The 16,681-nt window shown below is 46.4% G+C and carries 13 protein-coding genes; 9 read left to right on the top strand and 4 right to left on the bottom strand.

Annotated elements, in window-relative coordinates; all coding sequences use genetic code 11:
* Positions 1-84 precede the first annotated feature (84 nt).
* Positions 85-894, top strand: coding sequence for a hypothetical protein (locus tag DK846_RS00105; protein ID WP_109966891.1), 810 nt, complete (start codon positions 85-87; stop codon positions 892-894).
* Positions 895-1,160: 266 nt separating this feature from the next.
* On the opposite strand, the gene DK846_RS00110 is transcribed toward DK846_RS00105, so the two are convergent.
* Both DK846_RS00110 and DK846_RS00115 read right to left on the bottom strand, forming a co-directional pair.
* On the bottom strand, positions 1,161-1,463 hold the full coding sequence (locus DK846_RS00110; protein WP_109966892.1) for a YunC family protein: 303 nt from the start codon (positions 1,461-1,463) through the stop codon (positions 1,161-1,163).
* A gap of 2 nt (positions 1,464-1,465) precedes the next feature.
* Complete coding sequence (locus tag DK846_RS00115) at positions 1,466-2,659, bottom strand: glycosyltransferase family 4 protein (protein WP_109966893.1); 1,194 nt, start codon at positions 2,657-2,659, stop codon at positions 1,466-1,468.
* Positions 2,660-2,747: 88 nt separating this feature from the next.
* Here DK846_RS00115 and DK846_RS00120 point away from each other — a divergent pair, with 88 nt between their 5' ends.
* Positions 2,748-3,968 carry a TM1812 family CRISPR-associated protein gene (locus DK846_RS00120; RefSeq protein ID WP_181391544.1) on the top strand — a complete coding sequence of 407 codons (1,221 nt, stop codon included), beginning with the start codon at positions 2,748-2,750 and terminating at the stop codon, positions 3,966-3,968.
* A 40-nt stretch (positions 3,969-4,008) separates the two neighbouring features.
* On the opposite strand, the gene ilvC is transcribed toward DK846_RS00120, so the two are convergent.
* Complete coding sequence (gene ilvC, locus DK846_RS00125; RefSeq protein ID WP_109966948.1) at positions 4,009-5,004, bottom strand: ketol-acid reductoisomerase; 996 nt, start codon at positions 5,002-5,004, stop codon at positions 4,009-4,011.
* A gap of 159 nt (positions 5,005-5,163) precedes the next feature.
* Between ilvC and DK846_RS00130 the strand changes: the two genes are divergently transcribed.
* The 6 genes from DK846_RS00130 to DK846_RS00155 all read left to right on the top strand — a co-directional run bounded on the left by DK846_RS00130 (position 5,164) and on the right by DK846_RS00155 (position 10,987).
* Positions 5,164-5,811, top strand: a complete 648-nt coding sequence (locus DK846_RS00130; protein ID WP_109966895.1) for a hypothetical protein — start codon at positions 5,164-5,166, stop codon at positions 5,809-5,811.
* Between the two features lie 131 nt (positions 5,812-5,942).
* Positions 5,943-6,638, top strand: coding sequence for a TIGR00266 family protein (locus DK846_RS00135; RefSeq protein WP_109966896.1), 696 nt, complete (start codon positions 5,943-5,945; stop codon positions 6,636-6,638).
* Between the two features lie 162 nt (positions 6,639-6,800).
* Positions 6,801-8,315: a 2-isopropylmalate synthase gene (locus DK846_RS00140; protein WP_109966897.1), complete on the top strand. Its 1,515-nt coding sequence runs from the start codon at positions 6,801-6,803 to the stop codon at positions 8,313-8,315.
* Positions 8,287-9,978, top strand: coding sequence for a biosynthetic-type acetolactate synthase large subunit (gene ilvB, locus DK846_RS00145; protein ID WP_109966898.1), 1,692 nt, complete (start codon positions 8,287-8,289; stop codon positions 9,976-9,978). Before DK846_RS00140 ends, ilvB begins: the two co-directional genes overlap by 29 nt.
* The gene (gene ilvN, locus DK846_RS00150) at positions 9,979-10,482 is read left to right on the top strand and encodes an acetolactate synthase small subunit (protein ID WP_109966899.1); all 504 of its coding nucleotides are present in this window, start codon (positions 9,979-9,981) and stop codon (positions 10,480-10,482) included.
* A 127-nt stretch (positions 10,483-10,609) separates the two neighbouring features.
* Positions 10,610-10,987 carry a response regulator gene (locus tag DK846_RS00155; RefSeq protein ID WP_109966900.1) on the top strand — a complete coding sequence of 126 codons (378 nt, stop codon included), beginning with the start codon at positions 10,610-10,612 and terminating at the stop codon, positions 10,985-10,987.
* 43 nt (positions 10,988-11,030) lie between these two features.
* Here DK846_RS00155 and DK846_RS00160 read toward each other — a convergent pair whose 3' ends face one another.
* Complete coding sequence (locus DK846_RS00160; RefSeq protein ID WP_109966901.1) at positions 11,031-14,276, bottom strand: tetratricopeptide repeat protein; 3,246 nt, start codon at positions 14,274-14,276, stop codon at positions 11,031-11,033.
* Between the two features lie 197 nt (positions 14,277-14,473).
* Between DK846_RS00160 and DK846_RS00165 the strand changes: the two genes are divergently transcribed.
* Positions 14,474-16,672, top strand: a complete 2,199-nt coding sequence (locus DK846_RS00165; protein ID WP_109966902.1) for a methyl-accepting chemotaxis protein — start codon at positions 14,474-14,476, stop codon at positions 16,670-16,672.
* Positions 16,673-16,681: the final 9 nt, after the last annotated feature.

The following is a 16,681-nucleotide window of genomic DNA, read 5'->3' on the forward strand; positions in this document are numbered from 1 at the left end:
TCTGTTGCAGGGCATTAAAAGTTGATGAAATGACCCGGTGACCTGGCGAAAAAAATAGGTGGATGAAGCGCTATCTAATAAGCCATGATCCGTACACCGGTTTTCATACCTCTTATTGCCATTTTGTTGTTCTGCGGCCTCTTTCCGGGATCCGCTTTAGCAGATCAGGTTAACCTATCTGGAACAGACCTACTGAGCAAGGTCAGTTCATCACTTTCAAATGCACTCGATGAAGTAGATAGTAATATTTCAGATACTGCAGGGGTGTTCAGTGGTGAAACACTCAAGACAGCATCTGCAGAGAAGATCGTAGCCAGGAACAAGATGAATATCCCTGGATGCGCTGGAATTGTTCTGGTGGCAGGTAATACTACCCTCAATACGCTGAATGAATCATATATCAACCCTCAGCAGATAGAGACCATAAAAAGTGATCCATCAGTATTGAATGCGATTGCAATCCTCAAACCACGGACTGGTAATGCAAATCCACGTGCCGGGGACAATATGATCCTCGTCACCCGCCCGGCAGTGGTAGATGAACAGAACGGAGCGGCAATCGCAGTTCTGCTTTCAGCTCCCTTCTGCAAAGCAGTCTTTGATCCCCAGGTAAAAGATACTGATGCAATTGCGATGGTGATGCAGCCTGATGGCACCATCCTGTACATATCAGATTCATCTGAAATGGACAAAATCCCTCCTGACAACTATGTTACCGAGTATCCATCATTCAGAGATGTAAAAAATGCCATGATTAAGGAGAAAGAAGGGCATATCTCATATGAACTATGGCGACCTGATCCAACAGAACCCAAGGGCAGAGAAGCATACTGGGACACTATTTATCAGAATGGAGCAGAATGGCGTGTGCTTGTTGCACAGGCTATCAGGTAAGTAGTAGTTTGATCATCTGATGGGAAAATAATCATTAAATATTCCCTTTTTTCTAAAATTATCCATTATATTAGACATTGTCATGGGATTATCATTTTCTGGAGTATGTTCCCATAACTCAACTCTTCGCCAAAATAGTATCTTTCTTATATAACCAAGATAATTTTCGAGATACAAAAAAATACTCCAAGAAAAAGCGAGAATTGATTTTGTTTACTCGTTCCAAAATTTAAATATAAAGAGACAAACTGAAAAAAATGAATGTATTATGCCAGCCGGAGCAGGGCATCTTTCCCGCTCATTCCGATCGTTATTCCAAGGGCTGTTCCTGCCTGATTCACTGCAACGATCTCTCCAGAGAGAAGTTCATTAATAGTACTGACAGATGGTGTTGAGACTGGTCTGACTTTGGCTGCCGGAAGATGAAATTTATCAAGGGCAAGTACATCAACTGCTCCACAACCAACAAGACCCTTCTCCCCCATTGCAAAGACAAGATTTACCGGGCCAATAGGTATAACATGCCCCATAAAGGTCTTACTGCCCACAGAGAACGATTCAGATGCCATATCTATATCTCAGCCTTTTTAAATATATCAAAGATGGCAGAACACCTGTGATCAGGCGTTTTTTTCTGACATACTCCGGTCACGATTGTCCGGTAGTATTGCTCAAGGTCATGCGTGATCTGATCCCAGTCGTGAGCAGTAGCATAATGGTTGGAAGCCACAGAATCCGGGCGGTTCTCAAGACAATACCTGATACCTGAAGCGATGTCTTCAGGAGTCATAGCAGAGAGATATCCAAGATCCGGGAGGACATGGGCTGATGCAGCGTTGCGGGGATGATTCACCGTAACCAGTGAAAGTCCACATGCCATGGCTTCCAGAGCAGCTATTCCAAAACCCTCTCGTTCACTTGGCAGAACAAAAATCCGTGATGATTTCATGAGAGACAGAACGTGCTCATGCTCGGCAATAAATCCGGGGCAGGTAATATGAGCAGTAAGACCATATTTCTGAATTTTGGTTTGGATGATATCATAGTCTGGACCATCACCGATGATAATTGCATGGATGGAAGGAAAATCAGAAATCAGCAGTCGAACTGCTTCAACCACAAGCTCCGGGTGTTTTTCGGGGATGAATCTTCCAACAAAGATCAGATCTGATCTTTCTGCTGCCGGGTGAACAGCGGTAATTGCTGCGACATCAATCCCATTTGGAATCAAAACCACATCACCACCATATCCGGTTTTCTTTACCTGGGAAGCTGTAAGTGATGATACTGAAATGATCCTGGGACTCATCTGAAGAGCAGCACGCTCGATAAGGAGTCCGGCAACGCCACAAAATCCCATGTACAAAAACCAGTACCTGCCCCAGAACTCATGCCATGTAATCACCAGGCATCGTTTCTTTACCAGACAGAAGAGCGAGAGAAGGATTGCGGGAAAATATGGAAAGTTCTGACAATCAAAGATCTCTATATCAGATCTTGCGAGATGTGTAGCCAGACCGAAGGTGTACCGAATTGCCTGGAGAATTGAACGCCGTCCCTCGGTATAGAGTCCCATGGCAGGACAGACACCATGAAGGATCATGCCTTCGCGTTCAATCACATCTGGCCCGCTCCAGTATTTCATTCCATACAGATGGACTTCGTGACCGCGGGCAGCAAGCCGGACACCTAACTCATGAATCCGCTTCTCCACCCCGCCGATGGTCTCGGGGTAGATTACATCATAGATATAGCCTATCTTCATCAGAAGACTCCGGAGACCAATGGCGGTTCTCCTGGATCAGTTCCGATTAGGATTTATCCCTCCCGGTATATCAAGATCAAGAGCCCTGATGAGATGTATCTCCTGTATAAATCATGAAAGGTCAGATTCGTCCCGGTTTTGCCGCGATGATCTCTGCCAGGTCACAGATATGGTCCAGGAAGCGATCTGGACCTTCTGGCATCCTGAAGAAATTATCCTCTGTATCAGGGATCCCAGAAGTGCTCATCTCGCATCTGAATGTGAATCCAGAGGAATAACTGTCAGAAAACTCTGGCTTCCAGAAGGAACCAATGAGGATGAGTTATGGCAGACCTTTACTCTTCTTGTAGAACTGGCTGAGGAGGGTGAGGAGATACTCTTTGATGTTACAGACGGACACCGGAGTCTTCCATTCATTATCTCACTTGCTGCAACCTGGATGAAAGAGGTGAGAGGAGTAAAAATAATCGGAGTTGTGTATGCAACCCAGCCTGACGAACACGGGTTCCGGCACATCGTAAACCTTCAGCCGGTTCTCCAGGTTATCGACTGGATGGCTGGTGTTCGTGCTCTTCTGTCACATACAGATGCTGAAAAGATAAGTCATCTGTTCACCGGACTGCAGGGGAATATTTATAAAGCGGGACAGGAACCAGAGCCACCAAAACGTTTAACGGGCTGGTCACATCTACTCGGAACTTTCACAAAAGCAGTCCGTCTCTCAAGGCCGGTTGATGCTATGTATGCAGCATGGGGAATCTCCCAGGATTTACCAGTTATCAGGGATGAAATCCAAAGATTTGCACCTGCACTCCTGTCTGTTGTAGAAGAACTCGCAGAGATCGGGGAGATGGCCGCCATTCCAAGCCCGGAAGAACTCAACAATGAGTACCTTTTCATGCAACTCAGGCTGATCAGATACCAGATCGATCATGGCCTTGAGATGCAAGCCATAGCCCTCTCACGGGAGTGGCTTATCTCGGTCTCCATGCTGGTTCTTGAAGTTGATGAATCCTGGCTTGATGCCGACAGCCGGCATACAGTCTCACGAACCCTGACCGGTCTGGCACTCACCCTCCAGGGTATTCCTTCAGAAACAACACCATTTACTCACATACTTCTTGAAAAGACAAACTGGAAAGAGATGGTCAGAACTTGGGAAAGGGTTTCAGATCTCAGAAACGATCTTGCTCATTGCGGGATGAATCGTAGAAATGAGAGCCTGCGATCACTCCTTCAGCGGACACAATCAATACCGGATGAACTAAAAGAGTTTGCACAGCATGCAGGTATCCCGCTTAATGTATGAAGGGCAGATTCAGGCAGGAAAAAAAGACCCGAAGGGTTGATTATCTTTTATTCTTGAACTGGGGCATCATCGCCCTTATCTCGGAGCCAACCTCTTCAATAAGGTGCTCCTCGTCTGCACGGGTGAGGGCAGTGAAAGTAGGACGGTTAACCATGTTCTCGAGGATCCATTCCTTGGCAAAAGTACCGTTCTGGATCTCTTCAAGAACCTCCTGCATCGCCATATATGACTCCTGGCCGATGACACGCGGGCCACGGGTCAGATCACCATACTGGGCAGTGTTGGAGATGGCACTGCGCATCTTGGTAAATCCACCTTCATAGATGAGATCAACGATCAGTTTGGTTTCATGCAAAACCTCAAGGTATGCCATCTCGGGAGCATACCCTGCTTCAACGAGCGTTTCAAACCCTGCCCTGATAAGTGAAGTGATACCACCACACAGAACAGCCTGCTCTCCAAAGAGATCAGTCTCGGTTTCTTCACGGAAGTTGGTTTCAAGAACAACTGCTCTTGTGGCACCGATACCCTGTGCGTATGCAAGGGCAACCTTTCTGGCATTGCCTGATACATCCTGGTGGATTGCGATCAGAGCCGGAACACCCATACCCTCAGTATAAGTCCGCCTGACCATGTGACCGGGTCCTTTTGGTGCGACCATCACAACATCAACATCTTCCGGTGGAACAATCTGCCCGTAGTGGATGTTGAATCCATGGGAGAACATGAGGACCTTGCCCTTGGTAAGGTTGGGTCCGATAAAGGAGCGGTAGACCGCTGCCTGGTTTTCGTCAGGGATAAGAATCTGTATAACATCAGCTTTCTTTGCTGCTTCTGCAACCTCATAGACCTGGAAACCCTCGCTCTTGGCAAGGTCCCAGCTCTTACCCGGGCGCAGACCGATGATTACGTTCAGGCCGCTGTCTTTCAGATTCAGTGCCTGTCCTCTCCCCTGAGAGCCGTATCCGATTACTGCAATCGTCTTCTTGGCGATTGCGGACGGATCGACATCATTATCGTAGTACTTCTGGATCATAGATGACCTCTGTGTTCTCCTGATAACCTGTTGGGAAGGAAGGGATATCACTTTTCCTTCTTTTCATAGTTTTCAGATGGACAGTCAATACCATTACCATACCATGGTGCAGTTACGCGCATCGTCTGGTGCATAACATCATAATTCAGGGCAGAGAGGTTGGCAGACAATAACTATTCAGCAGGGTTAATCACCGGAGAAAAATCACCAGTTACTATGTTTGTCTGGTCATCAAATCTCACAAGAGCAGTTCTTTGTCTTTTTTTCATGTTTCTATTGATACCATCGGTTTTTGCCGGAGGGGCAGGAGCCGGGTTTGGAGATTATGGAGATTTTGGCGTTTCAGAAGGGGCACGAATGGGTGCAAACGCCCATTACTCAGGCCTTATTGCCGGTAACATTTCTGCAACAAGTTCAACCCCCAGAGTGATGACACCATTGCCTACCGCAACTCCTAAACCAACAGTAACACAAACCCCGGCATACCAGAATAAAACATCAACAAACGTAACTACAGAAGGGAATCAGACCAATTCATCAATTGCTGCAGATAATTTCACCAGTTCCTCAACAAATAACAGCGAGCCAACATTAGGAGATCTTATCAGGGCAGGAGACTGGAACGCTATCACTGCATACCATGACCAGAAACGAATAGAACAGGCAAATTTTCATGACACAACCGGGGTAAATGCAACTCAGGAGGAGGTAAAAAGTCAGGGTACTTCAAAGAATGCAGATCAAAATGACTCTGCCCTGGCACACGATGATGACTCGGTAGTCACTGTCGTATATCCGTGTTCATGAAACACGCAGATAAATCAGATCTAAAATCAAACCTCATTTGAAAGACTGACAATACCTTCATTTTTTTATCCAGTAGACTTTCTCAAAAACTCTTTTATTCCGCGGGTTCTATCACTACCACTGAATTTATTATGAATTACGAGATCAAATATCGCCCAAGTTACGGATATCTTGTGGTAAAACTCCAACCGGGAGAGACTATAGTCGCTGAAGCAGGGGCGATGACTTACATGCAACCATCCATTGAGGTTCATACCAGGAAGAGGAAACAGGGCCTCCTTTCAACTATTGGTATGACTTTTCTTGGTGGCCAATCCTTCTTTGTTAACGAATTCACTGCAACATCAGCTCCAGGGGAGGCGGGATTTTCAGCAGCCCCTCTTGGAGATGTAGAAGTCATGGAGATCGGAGTAAATAAGGGCTTTATCATCCAGAAGACCGCATACATCGCATCTGAACAGGGAGTCAACCTGGATGTTGATTGGCAGGGTTTTACAAAAGGAGTCTTTGGTCAGGGACTCTTCATGATAAAAGTATCGGGTCAGGGTTTGCTCTTCATTAATACATTCGGAGCAATAGACAAGCACATTCTGGCTCCAGGTGAGCACCTTGTTGTTGATAACTTCCATCTGGTGGCATTCAGTGATACCTGTTCGTACCAGGTAACAAAGTTTGGTGGATGGAAAGAAACATTCCTGTCTGGAGAATTTCTGGTAACTGATATTACCGGCCCGGGAGAGGTCTATATTCAGACAAAAAACATCAGAGAACTTGCAGACTGGATCTGGAAACTTATTGAACCACGGATCCAGACAACAGCCAGGTAAATAAAAACTCCCTGTTTTGTGGTGCGCCATTGCCCAGGGCCATAGTAATAGGGCACCAAATGGTTGCTTGAATCGAACCACCATATAAATAAATGCACCATTTATGGCACAACCTTTTTAGCAGATCGGACCCCACCTACTCATGGGAGCAATATCCTATGAGTGAGTGTTTTATTGGGCAATAGACGGTTTCGCTTTTTTGACACAACGCTCCGTGATGGTGAACAGACACCAGGAGTATCGCTGACCCCTGTAAATAAACTTGAGATTGCTGCTGCTCTTTCTGACATCGGAGTAGATGTTATTGAAGCAGGATCAGCTGTTGCATCAGAAGGTGAAAGAGAGGCTATACGGCTTATCGCAGATGCCGGCCTCGCAGCAGAGTGTTGTACTTATGTCAGGGCACTAAACCAGGACATCGATTGCGCAGCTGAAGCAGGTGCCGACTCAGTCCATCTGGTGGTCCCGGTCTCTGATCTTCATATATCAAAGAAGATGCAGAAGACCCGTGAAGAGGTCCATGCAATGGCAATGAGTGCCGTGGCATATGCAAAGGAACGCGGATTGATTGTAGAACTTTCTGGAGAAGATGCCTCACGGGCTGATCAGGAATTTCTTGCAATGCTCTATCGTGACGGGATTGAAAGCGGAGCAGACAGACTCTGTTTCTGTGATACCGTGGGAGTTCTCACACCCGAGAGGGCAACAGAGATCATTCCACCCCTTTGTATGGCTCCGCTCAGCATCCATTGTCATAACGATCTCGGGCTGGCTCTCGCGACAACTCTGGCAGCATTCAAGGCAGGGGCAAGTTGCTCACATGTGACAGTAAACGGCCTTGGCGAGCGGGCAGGAAACACACCATTTGAAGAAGTGATAATGTCTCTTGAGACATTATACGGGTACAAGACAGGGATTGACACAAAAAAGATCTATCCACTCTCAACTCTTGTATCCCGCCTGACTGGTGTGCCGTTTGCAACAAACAAACCAATAGTCGGGACAATGGCATTTACCCATGAGAGTGGGATCCATGCCCACGGACTCTTCCGGGATTCACGCACGTATGAACCAATATCTCCGGAATCAGTAGGACGCCAGCGTCGTATAGTTCTTGGTAAACACTCAGGCTCTGCCTCGGTGAAAGCGGCACTGACCGAGCTTGGGTATAGTCCGAATCCCCGGCAGCTTGAGGAGATTGTTAAGCGGGTCAAGGCACTCGGAGATGAGGGCAGACGGGTGAGTGATACCGATGTGATGGCCATCGCTGATGCAGTCATGCTGCTTGAGTGCAAGCCTATCATCAGTGTCAAGCAGTTCACGGTTGTAAGTGGATCAAATATCCTTCCCACTGCTTCGGTCACCATGGAAGTAAACGGAGAAGAGGTCACAGGAGCAGCAACGGGTGACGGACCAGTGGATGCAGCTCTCAGGGTTTTGCAGCAGTCAGTTGCCAGTGCCGGTGACATCAGGCTCGATGAATATCATGTGGAGGCCATCACGGGTGGCACAGATGCAATGGTTGATGTAACCGTAAAACTGAGAAAAGATGGAAGAACCATCACTTCACGCGGCGCAAGGACGGATATCATCCAGGCAAGTGTTGAAGCTGTGGTGACGGGAATGAACCGCCTTTTGAGGGAATTAGATGAAAAGCGGCGCACAGATACTGATTGAAGGGCTGAAAGAGCAGGGAGTAGATGTTATCTTCGGCTATCCGGGCGGCGTGGTTCTCCCGATATACGATGAACTCTATGACGCAGATATCAGGCACATCCTGGTACGACATGAACAGGCAGCCATTCACGCAGCCGACGGATACGCCCGTGCTACTGGAAAAGTGGGGGTCTGTCTCGCCACATCCGGGCCTGGCGCCTGTAACCTCGTAACCGGCCTGGCTACTGCATACATGGATTCCATCCCGGTTGTTGCTCTTACCGGACAAGTCCCAACCGGACTTCTAGGAAACGATGCGTTCCAGGAGTCTGACATTACCGGCATCACCATGCCGGTGACAAAACACAACTTCCTTGTACAGGATGTAAAGGATCTGAAACGGATCATCAGGGAGGCATTCTATATTGCCAATACAGGCAGAAAGGGACCGGTCCTTATAGACATCCCAAAAGATGTCAGCACAACTAAGATCCCTGATGAAGACGGACCTGACCAGCAGATTAAGCTTAGGGGATACAAACCAACCTATCAGGGCCACGGCAAGCAGATTCAGAAAGCAGTAGAACTCATCGAGGCAGCAAAGCGGCCGATAATATATGCTGGAGGTGGAGTGATCTCCTCAGAAGCATCAAAAGAACTCGTTGAGTTTGCCGAGCGAACATGTATGCCGGTTACAACCACCCTGATGGGTCTCGGGTGTATTCCTGCTGATCACCCGCTCAACCTTGGTATGCTCGGGATGCATGGCACTGAGTATGCCAACTATGCTATTACAGAATCAGATCTGCTCTTTTCTATCGGAGTCAGGTTTGATGATCGGGTAACAGGAAATCTGGCAACCTTTGCACCGAATGCAAAGATCATCCACATGGATATCGATCCTGCAGAGATTGGAAAGAATAAACCGGTTGATATCCCTATCGTCGGAGATGCAAAGAACATCCTCACAGATCTCCTGAAAAGAATCCCTGCTACCTGTTCTCACCCTGAATGGTCAGAGAAGGTACAGAACTGGAAAAAGAATCATCCGCTCAGATTTAAAGAGGATGGAAAACTTCGTCCCCAGTACGTGATCAGAAGACTTGCAGAAACTTTGGGTGATAAGGGAGTTATTGTAAGCGAAGTCGGGCAGAACCAGATGTGGACAGCACAATATTACCCGTTTTCCCATCCCAGGCAGTGGATTACTTCAGGAGGGCTTGGTACTATGGGTTTCGGATTCCCGGCAGCTATGGGAGCCCAGGTAGCCGTTCCTGACCAGCCGGTATTTGTCATAGCGGGAGACGGAAGTTTCCAAATGAACATCCAGGAACTCGGGACCATCGCGCAGTATCAAATCCCGGTCAAGATAGTAATCTTGAACAACCAGTTCCTTGGAATGGTCAGGCAGTGGCAGGAGCTCTTTTACGAGCGGCGGTACTCGTACACCGAGCTTCCGGAGGTGCAGTTTGAACACATTGCAAAGGCCTATGGAATCGAGGCAGAAACTGTGAGATCAATACCTGATATTGATTCTGCATTCAAACGGGCCCTTAACTGTAATGGTCCATATCTACTTGATATCAGGGTTGAGCGTGAAGAGAATGTTTTCCCTATGGTTCCGGCAGGAGCAGCCATCAGCGAGATGATCGTTGGGCAACACACCGAACATGAGGAGGAGTAGATGAACCGACATATCTTCAGTGTCCTGGTAGAAGACAGTCCGGGAGTCCTCTCCAGAGTGACGGGACTCTTCTCTCGACGGGGTTTCAACATCGAAAGCCTTGCGGTCGGGACCTGCGAACAACCAGATACCAGCAGGATTACTATTGTCGTTTCAGGTAACGATGTCCAGATCGAGCAGGTAAAAAAGCAACTCAATAAACTAATAGAGGTCATCAAGGTTCTGGATATCACAGACCTGGAGCATGTAGAACGGGAACTAGCCCTCATCAAGGTCAAGGCAGAACCCGGAGAAGTCAGATCTGCGATCATGCAGGTTGCAGGAATATTCAGGGCAAAGATCATCGATGTCGGGACTGATTCATTGATGATTGAGGTTACTGGTGATTCAAGTAAGATCGCAGCAATCGAAGATCTTATGAGTCCATATGGAATCATTGAAATGGTCAGAACCGGAAAAATTGCACTCCAGAGAGGAGCCGGTACCGCCTGTTCAGGTAGGTAATCAGGTATTCCCTTTTTTTTCTCACCAGATTTCTGTCATCTATTTCCCGTAGATTGATATTCAAGATCGACATAATTGGTATATACCAGGGTATAGCTGATGCTCAGCCGGGTGGAAGAGAGAATAAATGCCTACCATTTTAATTATCGATGATAATCCGGAAGACCAGAACAACATGGCGGAGATCCTGAAGAGCGTAGGATATGATACTGTTGCCGCAGGGATGGGCCCGGAGGGAATCAAACTCTGCCGTGAGCATAAACCTGACCTCATCACAATGGATCTGGTCATGCCTGATATGAACGGGATAGAGGCTCTCCGTGAATTAAAAAAAGAATTCCCTGATATTCCAGTCATCATGTGTTCAGCAGCAGGGCTTGAACAGGTAGTAGCCCTCGCACTCAGAGTCGGTGCAACCGGATATATTGTAAAACCCTATGACCGTGAAACCGTTCTAAAAAATCTTAAGGGACATATTGCAGCAGGAAAAAACCTGGCAGGATAATAATATCTTAATCAGATTGGTACGCAGTCTCTCATCTATTTATTTACTTTTTCTGTTGCAAATATCGCATCTTTCGTGATATCATCAGACCAACTGTATTATCTCCTCCGAGTGAAAACGCCCGCTCATGCGCAACTGCAGCCTCTTCAAAACGTCCAAGATTTTGAAGGGCATCTCCTTTCAAAAACCAGGCCCTGGCATTGTCATCATCTTCTGCCAGTACCCTCTCATAAGCAGTGACAGCTGCTTCGTGCTGCCCTGTAAGCCAGAAAAGTTCGGCATGTAACGCCCATGGTTCAGGAATATCAGGGGCAATTTCAATGATCTTCTCAACAGCCTGCAGAGCTTCATCATATGCCCCGTTCTCATACAGCGTTTTTGCATGGGAAAGAAGCAGGGTTGGATCTTCAGGAAACTGTTTAAGTGCTTCAATTACCGCTCGTGCTGCCTCATCCTGTCTTCCACATGCTATCTCTGCATCAGCCTTAAGGCGCCATGCTTCCGGATCATCAGGACGTTGCTCAAGTACGAGTTCAAGGGGTCTGAGTGACTCTTCAAATTTTCCTGCTGCACACAGACTACGTGCATACCTGAGAAGGATAGAGGGATCACGATTCTTTTCACCAATACGACCGAAAGATTCAGCAGAACGTTCATATTCTCCAAGACGGTAGAGCGCTTTTCCTTTCATTGCCCAAATTTCTGAATCATCAGGAGCCAGATCCAGGTACTTATTAAAACTGGCAATTGCCTTCTCACATTTTCCCGCTGCATATAGTGTTACTCCCTGTTTTTTGATTATTCCAGGATCATCTGGGAGATAGAGTGCAGCCTGTTGGTATGCCTCAGCAGCCAGATTATAATTGCGGAGGATTTCAAGGGCTGCTGCTTTTCTTTTCCAGAGTTCACCATTTTTACTATCACGGGAGAGTGCCTTTTCCAGGTACTTGAGAGACTCTTTATACTTCCCTGCTTCAAAGAGTGCCACTCCCAGAGTACCGGGAATCGTGTTGTCATCAGGAGCATAACGGGAAGCTTCAATCAGAGAGAGGGATGCATCTTCAAAAAGATGGAGAGACTTTTCAATTTCTGCCTTTAGAAGCCATATATCAGCAATCTTTCCATGCTTCTCAAGTAGTCGCTGGACTTTTCCATACGCTTCTTTTACCTGACCAATCTGCAGGAGTGCATTCGCATACCCATATAGCACCTCATACGTGCCTGCCGCCGGATCAGCAATCTTCTCATAGGTCTGGCAGGCCCCTTTGAATGAGCCGATCTTTACCTGGAGATCGGCTTTCTTTATCAGAGCATCCTGATCTTTAGGATCCAGTTCAAGTGCATGATTCAGTGACTGGATCGCATCAGGCAATTGATTCAATGAGATCTGTATACTCGCAAGAAGCATCCAGGAATCAATCTCGGAACTTGAGATCTGGATCGAATGTTTGAGAATAAATTCAGCCTTTTGGAACTGCTCCATTGCAACCAGTGCTTTTGCATGAGAATACCATGCCTGATAATCATCAGGCTGACTATCCTCAACCTGTTCAAACGCATTGATAGCTTCAGAATATCGTTTCAGTGCAAGAAGTGTAAGGCCATACCAGTACAAAGCCTCAATATTATTCTTCTCTCTGGAGATAGCCTGATTAAGTTTTCCAATTGCTCCCTCGTAAAGCCCTAATTTGTACAGGGAGACACCAAACAGGAAGAATACCTCATCATCTCCTCCAAACCGTTCGAGGAACCGTTCTGCAACCCGAATAAGTTTTTGATGTTCGTTCTGGTATGCAAGAGCATTAAGATACACTTTCCAGCTGTCAACAGGTATGGGTCCAATCTTACAGGCTTTTTCAAACGAGGTAATAGTTCCCGAGAACTCCCCCAGTTCAAAGTTGGTTATTGCATGATTTACCCAGGTGTCAGGACTATCGGTCTTCTGTACAGTGGCATGTTCAAAGGATTTGAGTGCATCATCATGGCTGCCAAGTGATCGAAGTGCTAATCCCCGTTGATTCCAGGCAGCAGAGTTATCAGGGTCCAGATCAAGGGCTTTTTCATATGAGATGACTGCTTCGCGGCAATCACCGCGTTCATACTGCGCATCACCTAGGAGGACCCAGACATTAGGTTTTTTAGAGTTTCTCTTTGTAGCCTGGGTAAAAGCACCGATTGCACGTGAGTAATCATACTGGCGGGATGCAACCATTCCAAGTCCAATCCACGAATTGACATTACCGGGATTGAGTTTGAGAGCATGCTGGAACGATTTTATTGCATCGTTGTAATGTCGCATCTTATAATGAGCAGCCCCATGATTGTGCCAATATGACGGATTGGTCTGATCAAGCATAATGGCATGATCAAATGCCTGGATTGCTGCCTCATATTTTTTGAGATGTAAAAGAGCCAGACCATGTGAGTTATAATACCCGGGTGTCTCCTGTCCCTCATGAATAATCTGGTTCAGGATATTTGTTACACCATCGGTATCTCCTGACAGTTCAGCTTTGAGCAGGGCGTGAGTGTACCGCACCTCAAAATTCCAGGGCTGGAGTTTGAGCACCTGCTGATACGCAGTGGTTGCCATCTCCAGATCTCCCATATCCGCATGAAGATCACCAAGTAGATTCCAGGCATCAGCAAAATCAGGATCCTGCTTGACAGCTTCAAATAGTGCTTCTACTGCCTGTTCACTCTCACCGATATGGCTTAGGGCACTCGCAAGCCCGAAATATGGCATTGAATCATCAGGAGAGATCTCGCACCCAATCTGATACGCATCTATTGCCGCCTGGTGATCACCAAGTTGTTCATAACAGTACCCTTTCAGTACCCAGATCTCAACCTGACTAAGCCCACAGTCGGTTGCTTCTTCAAGATCACCAAGTGCTTCTTTAAACTGTTCCTTTGCAACAAGACATGAACCCCGGTACATCCATGCCTGACACATTGAAGGCTGATTTTCAATCAGCCGGGAAAAAACTGCAATCGCCTCCTTGTACATTCCGACTTCATGAAAGGCAATTCCGAGCTGGAGATGAGCATTGTTATTTCCAGGAGAATATTTGAGAGCATTGCGATACATCTTAATGGCATCACGATGACGCTCCTGTTTTGAAAGAACAATACCTATCTGATACCAGAGTTCTGCATTTTCGGGATCACTGCGGAGTCCTTCTTTGAATGCATAAAAAGCCTTGTCCAGTTGTTCCTTCTTGAGAAAAGATGCCCCCATAACAAGCCATTTTTGAGTCTGGTTCTGTGGATCCGAATAGTTTGTCATTAAGGCACCCCGGGAAACGTGATCGCAACAACTCTTCCAGGTAAATATTTTTTTGGATTACTATTATTGATAATAATCCAGCAGATAAGAAAAGCATTACGGGTGGAAGAAAGGAAAACCTTTAAGACTGGAACATAACCGCAAGATATTACATCTATCAGGTGAGGATAGTAGCTAACAAATATTGGGGGTATGAAGTGAACGAATCGAACGATGATACAGGTCAGAGAGGTGAGATAGAGAGGATGAGACAGGAGATAGAGGAACTTAAATCTCATAAGGATGAGTCAGAATTTATCTTCACTCAAAATCCAAATCCCATACTCATCTGGAACAGTGAACTGAAAGTCATTGACGTGAATGATGCATTTATCAAAGCTACCGGGTGGAGTAGAGAGAAGAGTATCTCTGCAACTCTTCACGATTTTATTTACCTTGATAAGAAAGGGGAAGGACTCGCAGAGACCCTCAAAGACAGGAAGGCGAAAATTGGAGAGGCAACCTTTCAGTTTCCTTCAGGAATTGTCACCTGGATCAGACATACAATACCGATTCTGGACAATTCAGGAAATATAGATAAGATACTCGCTGTGTATAACGATATTACCGAGATAAAAAAAATACAGCAGCAGGCAGATTCTATTATTGATCAGAACCCGCTTCCGATCCTCCAGTTCAACTCAGCATTTGAGATACAGCATGCAAATGTTGCATTCACCGAACTCTCCGGTTTTACAAAAGAACAGTTACTCAGGATGAAGATATCAGATATAAATGTCATCAGTTTATCCGGAACTGGATCAAAATCAGCAATTCAGGAGAAGAAGAGGGGAAAGGCAGAGTTAGTCGTTGACTTTCCAAGTGGCAGGAAAGAACTTGTTGGAAATACGATTCCACTCATCGACCAAAAAGGGGATGTAACATCTGCCTTTGGTGTTTACATTGACGTAACCGAGGAGCGTAAACATACACGTGAGAACCAGATCCTGCAACGTCGTTCAGAAACTATTATTTTTGACAATCCATTTCCCTTCATCCTGTGGAATCCGGATCTGAAAGTTGTGGAGATGAACCCGGCCGCTTTAAAACTCATGGGTTTTGATAAACGTGATATTGGGACAATCACCATCAAAGATTTCCAATATGTGAAACAATCAGGGGACAGTGTTTCAGATACCTTCAGGACAAAAAAACCCAGTCAGGGAGAGGCCACAATAAGATTTCCTTCTGGCGAGAAGACTGTTGAGAGGCATAATATTCCACTTATTGATGAGGAGGGAACAGTATACAACGTTCTGACCGTGTACAATGATATTACACATCAGAAACATGCAATTGATGAGATTATTCAGGTTGCCCTTGCAGCAGAAAAAGGAGATCTAACCTCAAGAACTCATCAGGATCATTATACTGGTGATTATTTCGAGATAGCACGAGGCATAAACCAGGTACTTGATACTGTTGTAACACCGTTCCAGGTTTTTAGCAAGAAGGTCGGGGAGATATCTGCTGCGACAGAAGAACTCACAGCAAGTGCAAAGGAAGTAACTAATGGAACAAATCTCCTGGCCGAGAGTTCGAATATCGTCGGACACAACGCAGAACAGGGAGAAGACGGGGTGAAACAGATCCTGAATGCCATGGAGGATCTAAACCGGACCGTATCAGACATTGCTGTCCGAAGTGAGTCTGTTGCCAGACTCGCAACCGATGCTGATGAGAAGAGCCAACTTGGAGTAGATCTCGCAAAAAAGGCTGAAGAGGTGATGGTTGGGATATCTAAAAACTCAAGTCAGGTTGAACTTATCTTTCAGGATATCAAGGCACAGATGGATCAGATCGGCAAGATCGTGAATGTTATCACAGATATTGCAAACCAGACAAACCTCCTTGCTCTTAATGCAGCAATCGAAGCTGCACGTGCTGGTGAAGCTGGCCGGGGATTTGCGGTGGTTGCAGCAGAGGTCAAATCACTAGCACAGGACTCGCGGAAATCTGCTGAGAACATTGCAGACATGATCAGATCCCTGCAAGATAAGTCTGTAAAGGCTGCAGAAGCGGTAACTGAAGCAGGAGCCATCGTCAAAGAAGGAGATGTAGCCCTTGCAGAGACATTGAATGCCTTTAAGGTGATCGCTGAATCGGTTGCAGATATCTCAACAAATGTAACAGGGGTTGCTGCAACATCTGAAGAACAGGCTGCGTCGGTTGAAGAGATTACAGCCAGTATTAACGAACTTGCCTCCTTGCTTCAGGAGACTACCAGACAGGCAGTAGACTCTGCAGCAGCAACAGAGGAGGCATCTTCATCTATTGCACAGATCGAAAAAGTAATATCTGAAGTGTCATCCAATATCGAACAGGTAGCCAGAGAACTAGCACGGTTTCAGGTCTAATGAGTGAGG

It is taken from the genome of Methanospirillum lacunae (assembly GCF_003173355.1).
Lineage (GTDB): Archaea > Halobacteriota > Methanomicrobia > Methanomicrobiales > Methanospirillaceae > Methanospirillum > Methanospirillum lacunae.